This is a genomic window from Methylomonas methanica (assembly GCF_001644035.1).
Classification (GTDB): Bacteria; Pseudomonadota; Gammaproteobacteria; order Methylococcales; family Methylomonadaceae; genus Methylomonas; species Methylomonas methanica_A.
This window is the reverse complement of record NZ_LUUG01000098.1, coordinates 17,798-29,672: the sequence shown is the minus strand read 5'-3', so window position 1 is coordinate 29,672 and position 11,875 is coordinate 17,798. Positions and strand designations below refer to the sequence as shown.

At 54.6% G+C, this 11,875-nt stretch carries 13 protein-coding genes; 4 read left to right on the top strand and 9 right to left on the bottom strand.

What is annotated here, in order from left to right; genetic code table 11:
• The first annotated feature begins 72 nt into the window (after positions 1 to 72).
• The 3 genes from A1332_RS18250 (at position 73) to A1332_RS18240 (ending at position 2,016) form a co-directional block, all read left to right on the top strand.
• Positions 73 to 1,425: a sigma-54 interaction domain-containing protein gene (locus A1332_RS18250; protein ID WP_064009859.1), complete on the top strand. Its 1,353-nt coding sequence runs from the start codon at positions 73 to 75 to the stop codon at positions 1,423 to 1,425.
• Between the two features lie 112 nt (positions 1,426 to 1,537).
• On the top strand, positions 1,538 to 1,723 hold the full coding sequence (locus A1332_RS18245; protein WP_064009858.1) for a hypothetical protein: 186 nt from the start codon (positions 1,538 to 1,540) through the stop codon (positions 1,721 to 1,723).
• The gene (locus A1332_RS18240; protein ID WP_082879769.1) at positions 1,717 to 2,016 is read left to right on the top strand and encodes a type II toxin-antitoxin system RelE/ParE family toxin; all 300 of its coding nucleotides are present in this window, start codon (positions 1,717 to 1,719) and stop codon (positions 2,014 to 2,016) included. Before A1332_RS18245 ends, A1332_RS18240 begins: the two co-directional genes overlap by 7 nt.
• A gap of 37 nt (positions 2,017 to 2,053) precedes the next feature.
• Here the strand turns inward: A1332_RS18240 and A1332_RS18235 are convergent, their stop codons facing one another.
• The 3 genes from A1332_RS18235 to A1332_RS18225 are packed head-to-tail and all read right to left on the bottom strand — an operon-like array spanning position 2,054 to position 5,023.
• Positions 2,054 to 2,842: a F0F1 ATP synthase subunit gamma gene (locus A1332_RS18235; protein WP_064009857.1), complete on the bottom strand. Its 789-nt coding sequence runs from the start codon at positions 2,840 to 2,842 to the stop codon at positions 2,054 to 2,056.
• Positions 2,839 to 4,308 carry a F0F1 ATP synthase subunit alpha gene (locus A1332_RS18230; RefSeq protein WP_064009856.1) on the bottom strand — a complete coding sequence of 490 codons (1,470 nt, stop codon included), beginning with the start codon at positions 4,306 to 4,308 and terminating at the stop codon, positions 2,839 to 2,841. The genes A1332_RS18235 and A1332_RS18230 overlap by 4 nt, the downstream gene beginning before the upstream one ends.
• Positions 4,268 to 5,023: a F0F1 ATP synthase subunit delta gene (locus A1332_RS18225; protein WP_082879768.1), complete on the bottom strand. Its 756-nt coding sequence runs from the start codon at positions 5,021 to 5,023 to the stop codon at positions 4,268 to 4,270. Before A1332_RS18225 ends, A1332_RS18230 begins: the two co-directional genes overlap by 41 nt.
• Before the next feature lie 264 nt (positions 5,024 to 5,287).
• Here A1332_RS18225 and A1332_RS18220 point away from each other — a divergent pair, with 264 nt between their 5' ends.
• Positions 5,288 to 7,396 carry an acyltransferase family protein gene (locus A1332_RS18220; protein WP_064009855.1) on the top strand — a complete coding sequence of 703 codons (2,109 nt, stop codon included), beginning with the start codon at positions 5,288 to 5,290 and terminating at the stop codon, positions 7,394 to 7,396.
• Positions 7,397 to 7,430: 34 nt separating this feature from the next.
• Here the strand turns inward: A1332_RS18220 and A1332_RS18215 are convergent, their stop codons facing one another.
• The 6 genes from A1332_RS18215 to atpD all read right to left on the bottom strand — a co-directional run bounded on the left by A1332_RS18215 (position 7,431) and on the right by atpD (position 11,835).
• Positions 7,431 to 7,697 (bottom strand): F0F1 ATP synthase subunit C, encoded by a 267-nt coding sequence (locus A1332_RS18215; RefSeq protein ID WP_020483596.1) that lies wholly within the window; start codon positions 7,695 to 7,697, stop codon positions 7,431 to 7,433.
• Positions 7,698 to 7,699: 2 nt separating this feature from the next.
• Positions 7,700 to 8,389, bottom strand: coding sequence for a F0F1 ATP synthase subunit A (locus A1332_RS18210; protein ID WP_064009854.1), 690 nt, complete (start codon positions 8,387 to 8,389; stop codon positions 7,700 to 7,702).
• Positions 8,390 to 8,563: 174 nt separating this feature from the next.
• Positions 8,564 to 9,643: a lytic transglycosylase domain-containing protein gene (locus tag A1332_RS18205; RefSeq protein ID WP_231890355.1), complete on the bottom strand. Its 1,080-nt coding sequence runs from the start codon at positions 9,641 to 9,643 to the stop codon at positions 8,564 to 8,566.
• Positions 9,644 to 9,779: 136 nt separating this feature from the next.
• Positions 9,780 to 10,055, bottom strand: a complete 276-nt coding sequence (locus tag A1332_RS18200) for an AtpZ/AtpI family protein (protein ID WP_064009853.1) — start codon at positions 10,053 to 10,055, stop codon at positions 9,780 to 9,782.
• A 2-nt stretch (positions 10,056 to 10,057) separates the two neighbouring features.
• The gene (locus tag A1332_RS18195; RefSeq protein ID WP_064009852.1) at positions 10,058 to 10,468 is read right to left on the bottom strand and encodes a F0F1 ATP synthase subunit epsilon; all 411 of its coding nucleotides are present in this window, start codon (positions 10,466 to 10,468) and stop codon (positions 10,058 to 10,060) included.
• Positions 10,465 to 11,835 (bottom strand): F0F1 ATP synthase subunit beta, encoded by a 1,371-nt coding sequence (gene atpD, locus A1332_RS18190; RefSeq protein ID WP_231890354.1) that lies wholly within the window; start codon positions 11,833 to 11,835, stop codon positions 10,465 to 10,467. Before atpD ends, A1332_RS18195 begins: the two co-directional genes overlap by 4 nt.
• Positions 11,836 to 11,875 lie beyond the last annotated feature (40 nt).

Below are 11,875 nucleotides of genomic sequence, written 5' to 3'. Positions count from 1 at the left end.
CGTTTCAATATGAAATACTGAAACAATACTGATACACTTGAAACATCACTGAAACAACACGAGATTCTGCGCATGGCATCTTCCTCGCCCCTATTCAAACGTTGGCTCGGCCAAATCGGCGCCGATCAAGTCGTGGAAGTGTTGACCGACTTATTCGAAAGCGGCGCGGCCTTTATAGTGGACAGCAATAGCGACATCTTGCTGTGGAGCAAAGGCGCAGAACAATTGTTCGGCTTGAGCGCGACCGAGGCCATCGGCAAACCTTGCAAAACCGCGCTGAATTGCGATAGCGACAACGACCCCTGCAATCTGGCCGAACTTGGCATCGTCAAGTCGCAAGCAGTGCGGATACATCGCCCGGATGGCCGAACGTTGAATTGTTATCGAACCGCCCGCGCCTTCTACGACAGCAACGGCGGCTTCGCCGGGGCGATAGAATTTCTGCAACCAAGCGACACAAGCCCAAAACAAAAACCGGACGACAGCGACAGCTTTCACGGCATTCTGTCGCGCGACCCGGCGATGAAGGAGGCCATCAAAATTATTCGCAACGTCGCCGAAACCGAAGCCACTGTGTTGATCCGCGGCGAATCCGGCACCGGCAAGGAGATGGTGGCGCATGCACTGCACCTGGAAAGCCCTCGTCACTATCAACCGTTTCTGGCCATCAACTGCGCGGCCTTAACCCCCAGCCTGTTGGAAAGCGAGTTGTTCGGCCATGTGAAAGGCGCGTTCACCGGCGCGGTGCGCAACCATGCCGGCCTGTTTCAACGCGCCAACGGCGGCACGCTGTTTTTAGACGAGATAGCGGAGCTGCCACTGGAACTGCAAGCCAAGCTCTTACGCGTGATACAAGAACGCAACTTCATCCCGGTGGGCGGCGACAGCGCCGTCAGCGTGGATGTGCGGATTATCGCCGCCACGCATAGATCGCTACGCGAAGAGGTCAAGGCCGGGAGGTTTCGGGAGGATTTGATGTATCGCTTACGGGTGGTGCCGATCTTTCTACCGCCGCTGCGCGAACGTCGCCAAGACATCAGCCTGTTGCTGCAACATTTGATAGACCGGCATAACACCCAAGGCCATCGGCATATCGACAGCATCGCGCCGGAAGCGATGCGCCTGCTGCTGGATTACCGCTGGCCGGGCAATGTCCGGGAATTGAATAATGTCGTCGAATACGCGTATGCGGTTGGCCGCGACAGCGAGCTGAGCATAGGCGATTTGCCGCCCGAGTTCCGCGAGCAGCTTAGACCGATAGCAACGATTGACCAGCACGTTGCACCGCGTGCGAAAAGTCAAAACGAAGCGGAATTGATCCGTGAAGCCTTGGAAAATAACCCCGATAATCTGGAACAGGCTGCGCAATATGCGGGGATGAGCCGGGCGACTTTTTGGCGAAAGCGGCGGAAGTATGGGTTATAGGCTTGCTTTATTGGCGGGTTAATCGCCTCAACGCCACGCAAATATCGTAAGTATTGACGTCCCATTGATTGCGTCTTATCGTGTAACCCCAGTCATCAATGGGACTCTACTCATGCAAGCACCCACTCTAAAACAGGAAGCGCTGGAATCGATTGACCGTTTGCCTGACAACGCAGACATTGACGAAATCATGTACCAGCTTTACGTCGTCGACAAGTTACGTAAAAGCCGCGACGCTATCGTTGAAGGCCAATTCATTCACCACGAAGAGCTCAAGCGCGAAATCGAACAATGGTGATCGTTTGGTCAAAACCCGCCCGCGAAGACCTCCACTCGATACATCAATTTATAGCCCGTGATTCCAAACACTACGCAAACCGGGTGGCGCGAGACATTCTTGCTAAAGTGGATGTACTGGCGACCATGCCCAAGCTGGGCCGGACAGTTTCCGAAATTGGTGAAGAAAATGTGCGTGAAATCAGCATATATCCATACCGGATACTTTACGAAATAATCGGTGAAACCGTATATATCCATGGCGTGATTCATAAGCGGCGAGACTTCAAACAGGAAGATCTGCAACGGGAATAAGCACTGAATGGCTAAACGCAGGCTACTGCCAAATTGCCTAACGCCTCCCCACCATCAGCTCAATTTCCTCAACGATTTCTTCCTGACGCAGCCGGTTGCGTTGCCGTTGTAGTTCTTCGCCACCGCGCTCCAGATGCCGCAACGCGGTTTCCATCTGCATCAGCCGCATGTGGTTTTCCACCCGAATCGAGCGCAACAATAACGCCAGCAAGGTGTGAAACAGATAATGTTCGGCAACGCCTTGGGCCACTTCCGCCGGCGGCGCGAAAGTCAGCGGCGGGTTTTGCCTGGCGTTGCCAGCAACATTCGACAGAGGCCAAAGACGCTGGCTACGCGCGCCCTGCTCGTCTCGGACGCAGGCTATCAACCCAAACTCGACCGCGCGCAATTCGGCTACCGCCGCCAGAATGTTATCTATCGCTGCCGGTGCATCCAAACCGCCGTCGGCACCGCGCAGCCGTTGCCGCGCGCCGCGCTCGTCAACCATTTGGTGCAGGCGTTCGCCAACCAGAATCAGCGGGCCTTGCTGAGTGGATTCTGTTCGCCAATAGCGGATCACGTCTTCGTTAAAGCTGCCGCAAAAGCCGCGCACGGAACCGAACAACAGCCAGATGTCGTTGGCGGGCGAGCTTAAAGCCGGCTCCGGCAAGCTGTCGGCCAAATCGGCCAAGGCGGTCTCCAGGGATTGCACCACTTGTTGTTGCGCGGCTTCGCGCTTACCCACTTTTCGCAGTTCGGCCAAGGCAAAACTGCGCATCGCGCCGAGAATGCCGGACAAATCGTCGAACAAGGCCAGTCGCGCCTCGACTTCCCGGCGCTGACTCATGTTTTATCCGCCAATAATTGCCGCAACACTGATAACCATTGCTTTTTAGGTGAATCCAACATCAAAGTATCCGGCAGTTTTACAAGTAGCGCTGCCAAGACGCCGGCTGCCTGTTCCGGTTTGAGTTTTTCCAGCAAACCCTCGCCATAGGCCAGCAACCAGGCCAGATGTGCTCGTTCGGACAAAGGTTGCAAGCGGTCCTGTTTCAATATTTCCCGCAGTAAGCGGCCGCGTTGCAGTTTTTCCTCAACCCCGGCTTCTAAACGCGTCCCGAAACGGGCGAAAAGCTCCAGTTCCAGAAATTGCAAATAGTCCAAGCGAATATGCGCGGAAGCGGTTTTGATGGCCGGATGCTGGGCCTTGCCGCCGATGCGCGACACCGACCGGCCGATGTCGATAGCCGGCAGCATACCCGCCGCGAATAGTTTGCTTTCCAGATAAATCTGGCCGTCGGTGATCGAAATCAGATTGGTGGGAATGTACGCCGACAACTCGCCCTGGCGGGTTTCGATGATGGGCAAGGCGGTCATGCTGCCGCCGCCATATGCCGATGACAACACGGTGGAACGCTCCAACAGCCGGGAATGCAGATAAAAAATATCGCCAGGATACGCTTCGCGGCCCGGCGGCCGTTGCAGTAACAGCGATAGCTCGCGATAGGACTGGGCGTGGCGCGTCAAATCGTCGTAGACCACCAGCGTATCGCGGCCCATGCGCATCCAGTGCTCGGCAATCGCGCAACCGGCAAACGGCGCCAGGTAACGAAAACCCGGCAAGGCATTGGCTTCGGCAACCACCACCACGGTATAGGCCAACGCGTCGGCCTGGCGTAGTGCTTCTATCGTACCGGCTACGGAAGAACGCGGCTGGCCGATCAACACTATCACGCACAACACATTGCGACCGCGTTGGTTGAGCACTGCATCCAAGGCCAGCGCGCTTTTGCCTATGCCGTCGTCGCCGATGATCAATTGCCGCTGGCCCTTGCCGATCGGAATCAGCGTGTCGACGATCTTGCAACCGGTATATAAAGGTTCGGACACGAAATCGCGCTCGATGATGGGCGGCGCGGCGGCTTCCAATGAGCGAAACTGGCGCAATTCCGGCGGCGGCAATCCGTCCAGCGGACTGCCAAGCGGATCGACCACCCGTCCCAACAAAGTATCGCCAACGCCCACTTCCAGCTTGCGACCGATATGTTGCACCGCCATGCCGGCAGTAACGCCACGGTTTTGCGACAACAGAATCGCCCCCAACACCTCCTTGCCCAACTGAAACACCAGGCCGGTGCTGCCGTCGTCGAAACCGATCAACTCATCAAGCCGCGCCGTCGGCAAGCCGCGTATCCAGGCGATGCCGTCGCCGATACCGGCCACGCAGCCGCGCTCGGATAGGCGTAGGCCAAATTGATAGGGTTTAACCGACTCAACCATGATTGGCTTGGCGCCGGAAAAACGCCAGCTCATCGGCCAGATTGGCGTGCAATTGGCATTCGCCGACTATGGCGCGCAGACCGGCAATCAAGGCCGGGTCTTCCTTGAACCTGAATTGCAAGATTTGTCCGGCAGCGCCCGATAAGGCTGCCGTCACTCGCGCTTGATCAGCTTCGCTCAAAGGATGCGCGCTAAGCACCTCCACCGCAGAAGCGGCAATCAACATCGCCGCCGCTTTGCGCAGCGCGGCTTGTTCGCTATCTGGCATATTCAACAGATCCTGCAAAAACACCTCGACAATACGCTGCGTCAATTGCGGCGATGCCAGCCGTTGTAACATGGCCGCTGCTTGTCCATACGCCGCGCCCGCCGCTTCCCTAATCAAAGCCGCTTCCCGTGCCGCAATCAGCGTCTGGTTGCGGACCCGCAATTTGGCGTCTTCGTCCGCTAGGGTTTGTTTCAGATTCTCCGTTGCGGTATTGCGCAACTGGGCTAACTCTTCGTCTAGTTGGCGGCGACTGGTTTCTTGTTGTTGATTCCAATCGGCTAATCGTTGCTCGTATTGTTGGCGCAGGGCTTCCGCTTCGTTGCGCAACTGTGCGGCCTGCTCGGTTTCATCTTTGATGCGTTGCTGCCGGGCATCGAGCATTGCCAGCACCGGGCGATACAGGAAGCGTTGCAGTATCCATACCAGGACCAGGAAATTGAGGATTTCCAGGATAAAGGTTGTCCAGTCGAATTGCATCATGGATGGGTAACCTGTTTTGTTGGATATGATTTTGCGGCGTTGTTACGAAAATACCGCCGATTAGTTTCTCCGCTATCTTAAACCCCGCAATGGTTTTGATGTCTGAAAATTTACCCCACGTAGTTTGCCGTTTAGGCACGTCTTGAGGCTGGAATACTTACGGCTTAGAATACGGCCCGACTTTCCAGATTAGAGCCTGCCCGACCACCTAAGCCATGGCAGATAAGACGGGAAGCCCGAACCAACTTAGCATTTCGTTACCCTATGACCTCTTTGCAAGCACACCTGTCACACCCCAAGTATCGTCCGGATATTGACGGCTTGAGAGCCATTGCCGTTCTCTCGGTTATCGCCTTTCACGCCTTTCCCAAGAGCTTGCAAGGCGGTTTTATAGGTGTAGACATCTTCTTTGTGATTTCAGGTTATCTGATATCGACCATCATTTTTCAGAACCTGGAAAAGGGCACCTTCAGCTTCATCGAATTTTACGCCCGCCGGGTTAAACGCATCTTCCCGGCACTGATTCTGGTATTAGTTGCCTGTTACGCCTTCGGTTGGTTCGCGCTGTTTGCCGATGAGTACAAGCAACTGGGCAAGCATATTGCCGCCGGCGCCGGATTCGTTTCCAACATTGTGCTGTGGAGCGAGGCCGGCTATTTCGACAACTCCGGCGAGACGAAACCGCTGCTGCATTTGTGGAGTTTGGGCATTGAGGAACAGTTTTACATCGTCTGGCCCTTGTTGCTTTGGTTTGCCTGGGAGCGGAATTTCAATCTGTTGACCATCACGATTCTGGTCGCCATCGTCTCTTTCTGCCTGAATATCACAGGCATCATTGCTCATCCTGTCGCGACGTTTTACTCACCGCAAACCCGGTTTTGGGAGCTGTTATGCGGTAGTTTGCTGGCCTGGGTGACGCTCTACAAGAAAGATTCATTTTCGTCTGTCAAGCTAAAGCTTGACGGCTGGCTGGCTTGCGCAGTTTATCGAAATTCTCACGCCGCCGACGGCAAGACGCTTGCCAACGCACTTTCTTTTCTGGGCATACTCCTGTTGGCCTTCGGGTTTTTCATCATCAATAAAGATTTCAATTTCCCTGGCCGTTGGGCGGTGATACCGATGTTGGCTGCGGTCATGATCATATCGGCCGGACCCAATGCCTGGGTTAATCGCATCGTCTTATCCCACCCGCTAGCGGTATGGTTCGGCTTGATCAGTTTTCCATTGTATTTGTGGCACTGGCCCCTCCTGTCTTTTGCGCAAATCATCGAGACCGAAGTGCCCAGTATGAATATCCGCGCCATTGCGGTGTTGCTGGCCGTGGTATTGGCTTGGCTGACCTACAGACTGGTGGAAAAACCGATACGTTTGGGTAGTCACAGCAGAGCCAAGACGGCGGTACTGCTGCTGTTGATGCTCGGTATCGGCTATGTCGGCTACGCTTCATATTCCCGGGATGGCCTGGAGTTTCGTAAAGCCGATGCACAGACCAAAACCAAGATGTATGCCGACGTGAACGGCACAGTGCTCTACAACACGCCGGAGGACTGGGTCGATGAGCGCTGTAAGGCGGTATTGGGGGGCGCCAGTTACAATTATTTGATGTGCCGCTTTACCACCGCCACGCCAAAAACGCTGGTGGTCGGGGATAGTCACGCCGCGCAATTTGTCTACGATTCGATTTCCAAGGGCTCGAATGATCTGGCGTTGGTGGCTGTCAATGGCTGCCTGCCGTTTATCGATTTGGTGAGCATTAATCCCACGGAAGAATTTGCAGAGAAATCCACAAGATGCCGGGTAGTCATTCCTATCGTGCTGAAGCTGCTGAAGGAATTCCCGTCAATTCAGCGCGTGGCATTTGCCACCAGAGGCGCGATGTACATAGAAGGTTCCGGGTTCGGCAATACCGAAACGAAAAACGTCTATCGGATTATTAAAAGCCCGGATGATGTATTGGCGGAAAATTACAATCAATTTGTTTCCGGCTATGTCGCAACCATCAATGAGATTTTAAAGCTGGGCAAATCGGTGGTTTTTATTGAAGACGTACCGGAGATTGGTGTAAGCGCTAAAAACTGTGTGGACGAGCGCCCGCTGCGAATTACGGAAAGAGCGCTGCCCGAATGCGATGTCTCCAGAAAGTCTTTTGAAGAGCGCAATATCAACTACAGAAGAGCAGTCGATTCTATCAATGCCGCCACGCACAAGCGGATTAAGATTTTCCCCGCATACGAATATTTATGCGATGAATCGACTTGCGGCGGCATGCACGACGACATGTCTTATTTTTACGACGACGATCATCTTTCCATGCGCGGCAGTAAGTTTATTTTCGACAAATTCGCCGAATGGCTGGGCACAGAGTCCAAGTAAACCAATGGACCGCTCTACGGCAATCCGAGGTGAGTTATTTTAAAAAATATTCAAGCAACGGATTTCTAAACAACACAATCAGGGCCACCACCAAACAATAAATCGCCAACGACTCTATCATCGCCAAGCCGATAAACAGGGTACGAGTGATGGTTTTTTCGGCTTCCGGCTGACGAGCCAGGGCTTCCAAAGCGGCGGCGATGGCCTTACCCATTGCCAAAGCCGGCAACATCGTACCAAGGGCAATCACCAGACCGGCCACGCCGGTGGAAATCATGCTGAATAAATGAATGTCGTTCATGGCTATTCCTCGGGAATTGCGGATATATCGGATTCGGTAGGTTCCAACGCACCGGCGATGTAGATTAGCGCCAGCATACCAAAGATATAGGCCTGCACCACGGCTTCGATCACATGCAGCATTAATAATGGCACCGGCACCAGGAAGCCGGCAATCAACAGTACCAGCAAGGCCGCCATTTCCAGACTCATGATGTTGCCGAAGAGGCGGATGGCCAAAGCCAGGGTGCGGGTAAATTCGCTGATGATGTGAAACGGTAACAGGATGACACTGGGCTCAACATAATGGCGAAAATGTTGCCGCCAGCCGCGATCACGAATCCCGAACCAGTGGGTGGAACCGAACACCAGCACCGCCAATGCGGCGGTGGCGGACAAGTCGCGGGTGGGCGCATGTAGTTCCGGAATTAAACCCACCAGATTGGCGACCAGCACAAATAACCACAAACTTGCCACGAACGGCAGCACCCGCCGCACCGACGCCGCCGGTAAGACTTCGGCAATCGCGCCTTCTATCGCCACGACCACCGCTTCGAGCAAATTTCGCAATGAGGATGGCTGACGACTGAAGCGCAACAACAGGGTTAACAGCACAAAGCCCAGCATCACGCCCCAAGTAGTCGCAACCGTGTTACTGATCGCCAGTGGGCCGAGTTGAAAAACAGTGGTGGCAACAGATTCTGAGTTGTTCATGTCCGCACCTCGATAAACGTAAGGGAATAGCCGAAAGCCAGCCTAGATACCCAACATTTTTATTTAGTTGGGTTTCGCTCCGCTCTGCCCAAGCTACATTTGACTCTTACGATAGCCCCAGTGGGGAGAGCGTTTGCGCTCCGTCCGGAAAGCGGCCGGAGCGGTAAGGTTAACTTATTCGACAGCCAGGTATTGGCCGGGGGCCAACGGACTTTCGTAACGGACGCCTTCCCGGAAAAACTGTTCGGGGTTGGAAGCAATTTCGCGGGCGGCCAGGAATTGCGCATAGTAGTTGCGGGAGGCAAAACCGAAGGCCGGACCGTCATAGGTGTCTACGATGCGCACGAAGTCGCTGCCGACTTGGTTTTGTGCACGCTTCATACCGCCGATACCGTGATTGTAAGAGGTCACAGCCGCTGGCCAGTCGCCAAGCTTGCCGTAAGCGTAACTCAGGTAACGGGCCGCGCCGTTGGCGGAGACGAAAGGATCGTAACGTTGATCGACGCGATCACCGCCGGGCATGAAGGTTTTGGCAGCGGCTTTGGTAAATTGCCACATGCCGACTGCGCCGGCGGAGGATTTGGCGGACGGTTGAAACGAGGATTCTACGTGCGGCAGATAAGCCAAGTCTTCCGGCAAACCGGCATCGCGGAAGGTTTTTCGAAACTGCAAATCATAGCGGCCGCTGATCTCCAATCCGCGTTTGAAGCGCTCACGCGTGCCGCGTTGCGAACGCAGCCTGTCGCTAAGACCAGTCAATACGCTATTTAACGATCTGCCATTGCTTTCCAGTTTGGCTATCAACTGTCTGTCGTTGGCGTTCAACGCCGCACCGTAACGCACTTTACTTTCCAATTCGGCCAACTGGGCCTTCCAGTATTCTCGCCGCTGGCTAATCATGTCTTTTTGCTCAGTTGTCAGGCCTTCCCCGACATAGCCCGGCAAGGTCATGACTTCGTAGACGACATCCAGATAACGATCATCGTGAAAAGCCACTTCGGAACGTTGCCAGACCGCATAGGTTTTTCGCCAAAAATCCACGGCCGGCTCCAATGCTGCGGGTTTTGGGAAAGTTCCCGTATAAAACGCTGGTTTATACGGGGCCGGTTGCGGTTGATAAGACGGTCGTTGTTGAACGATATTTGGTCTAACCGAGGCCATTTTCTCTCGCTTTACCGGCGAACTGCTGGTGCAAGCATTCAGCAACACCAAGATTAATAAGGGAAGAGTTAAACGCAGCAAGGGTGGTTTCATTTTGGTCTGGTTATTGGGTGCAACGTTGATCGAGGTAAAGTTTGCCTAGCCGAGGAGAGATAAAATATTCCTCGTGTATTTTCAATAAATAATAGCGCTCATTTCGAATTTTCGTGAAGAATAAATCCGAAAAAAATCAGCTTTTTTCCTGCAAAAATCGAAAAACGTTATAAGCACCAACCACAATACCCAACACGATCAAACTGACTGTCCAGCGCACCGAATAACCGGCGGCCAACGTATCCAACCACCGCCCCAAATACGCACCGGCGACGATAGGTACCACAAACAGTAAACCCAGCGTGCCGCCATAAAACAACATGCCGACCCAAGTCGCCGGGCGGCGGGTTTTATCTTCAAGGCGCCGCAGATCGCGGCGGGTGTGTTCGATTAATTTGTCCCGAAAACCCATGGCTATATCCCCGCTGATCCGCGACTACTGAGCTCGGCTAAGCGTCGCACCAAAGAACGTTCGATTTCCGACAGCGTCGCCCGCGCGGTGTGCACTTCGGAATCAGCCTGGGCCATTTCCGCCTCGAGTCGTTCGCAGATGGCATCGCGGTCGTCGCCGAGAAAATAGCGTACCGTAGTAACAGTAAGTTGATTGTCGGCAAAGCGCAGCACACCGCTGGGCAAAGCTAAATAATGCCAGACGCCGGATTGATCGCTGAAACGGGCCAACCCGTATCTAAGCAAGGCCACGCAGTGAATATGTCCGGCCAAAATCCCGAAACTACCGTCGGCATCGGCGCCGACAAACTGGGTAACGGTATCGAAATGCTCAGCGCCACGGCTATCCAGCAAAGTTAAGCCGAAACTGTTCATGCCGGCATTGCGCCTTTCATATAGCAATCGGCTTCGCTGAGCTGGTCGTATTTGCCATCCATGAACGCTTCGCAGTCGGCGATGGTTTGCGCCAGCGGCACCCGTACGCCCGGCATGCCGGTATGGTCGGCTACGGTGGTAAACGGTTGAGTCAGATAGCGTTGCAAGCGGCGCGCTCGTTCGACGATACGCCGGTCTTCCTGCGAGAGCTCTTCGATACCGAGCATGGCGATAATATCTTCCAACTCCCGATAGCGCGACAAATGCTCGCGGACGGCACGAGCCACCTGATAGTGCCGGTCGCCAAGGATATGGTGATCCATGATTCGGCTGCTGGATCGCAAGGGGTCTATGGCCGGATAAATCCCTTTGGCGGCCTGTTGCCGGGACAGAATCACCACGCTATCCAGATGACCCAGGATGGTGGCCACCGCCGGGTCGGACATGTCGTCGGCAGGTACATAGACAGCCTGCACCGAAGTGATGGAGCCGGATTTGGTAGAGACGATGCGTTCTTCCAGCGACGCGACTTCGGTCAGCAAAGTCGGCTGATAACCGACCGTAGCCGGCATGCGGCCAAGTAAGCCAGAAATTTCGCTCCCAGCCTGTACGAATCGAAAAATATTGTCCATCAGAAACAATACTTCGGTATCCAGGGTATCGCGCAAATACTCGGCATACGCCAAGGCGGTGTAACCGACATGAAAGCGCACGCCGGGCGACTCGTCCATTTGCCCGTAGACCAGCAGTGCTTTGGGTAATACGCCGGCATCGGCCATTTCATGCCAGAGTTCGTGGCCTTCGCGCATGCGTTCGCCGACGCCTGCATAAACCGATACGCCTTGCATCGTCACGCTGACCGCATGCATGAACTCCATCATCAGCACTGTCTTGCCAACACCGGCTCCGCCGAACAAGCCAGTTTTCCCACCGCGCACGAACGGACAAAGCAGGTCGATAACCTTGATGCCGGTTTCCAAGATTTGCGAGGCGGGGAGAGTATCGGAGAGTAAGGGTGGCGCAGAGAGGATATTGCGGAAAACGCCATTAGGTAATGGCTGGCCACCATCGAGCGGATCGCCGAACACATTCAGCATCCGCCCCAAACAACTGGGATCGACCGGCACATTCAGAGCGTCGCCACGGTCAAACACCGGCATGCCGCGAAATAGCCCCGAGACTGAATGCAAGGCAATTGCCCGAATCAGCGTCGGCTCCAGATGCTGAAACACGACCAGCACGTAGCGGCCTGCGCCGTTTACCACATCAAGTGCCTGACCTATCGGCGGCAGGTAATCGCAACGCACATCGACCACCGGCCCCTGCGCGGCCTCGATGCTACCCACCTGATTCATCTCACCTGTCATAGCAGCTTACTCCGACGCATAATCCCCCTACAGCACTTGG

Bases quoted from the DNA above. Each gene is read 5' to 3' on its own strand.
- A1332_RS18250 (WP_064009859.1), top strand. From the start codon at position 73: ATGGCATCTTCCTCGCCCCTATTCAAACGTTGGCTCGGCCAAATCGGC.
- A1332_RS18245 (WP_064009858.1), top strand. From the start codon at position 1,538: ATGCAAGCACCCACTCTAAAACAGGAAGCGCTGGAATCGATTGACCGT.
- A1332_RS18240 (WP_082879769.1), top strand. From the start codon at position 1,717: ATGGTGATCGTTTGGTCAAAACCCGCCCGCGAAGACCTCCACTCGATA.
- A1332_RS18235 (WP_064009857.1), bottom strand. From the start codon at position 2,842: ATGAGTCAGCGCCGGGAAGTCGAGGCGCGACTGGCCTTGTTCGACGAT.
- A1332_RS18230 (WP_064009856.1), bottom strand. From the start codon at position 4,308: ATGAGCTGGCGTTTTTCCGGCGCCAAGCCAATCATGGTTGAGTCGGTT.
- A1332_RS18225 (WP_082879768.1), bottom strand. From the start codon at position 5,023: ATGATGCAATTCGACTGGACAACCTTTATCCTGGAAATCCTCAATTTC.
- A1332_RS18220 (WP_064009855.1), top strand. From the start codon at position 5,288: ATGACCTCTTTGCAAGCACACCTGTCACACCCCAAGTATCGTCCGGAT.
- A1332_RS18215 (WP_020483596.1), bottom strand. From the start codon at position 7,697: ATGAACGACATTCATTTATTCAGCATGATTTCCACCGGCGTGGCCGGT.
- A1332_RS18210 (WP_064009854.1), bottom strand. From the start codon at position 8,389: ATGAACAACTCAGAATCTGTTGCCACCACTGTTTTTCAACTCGGCCCA.
- A1332_RS18205 (WP_231890355.1), bottom strand. From the start codon at position 9,643: ATGAAACCACCCTTGCTGCGTTTAACTCTTCCCTTATTAATCTTGGTG.
- A1332_RS18200 (WP_064009853.1), bottom strand. From the start codon at position 10,055: ATGGGTTTTCGGGACAAATTAATCGAACACACCCGCCGCGATCTGCGG.
- A1332_RS18195 (WP_064009852.1), bottom strand. From the start codon at position 10,468: ATGAACAGTTTCGGCTTAACTTTGCTGGATAGCCGTGGCGCTGAGCAT.
- atpD (WP_231890354.1), bottom strand. From the start codon at position 11,835: ATGACAGGTGAGATGAATCAGGTGGGTAGCATCGAGGCCGCGCAGGGG.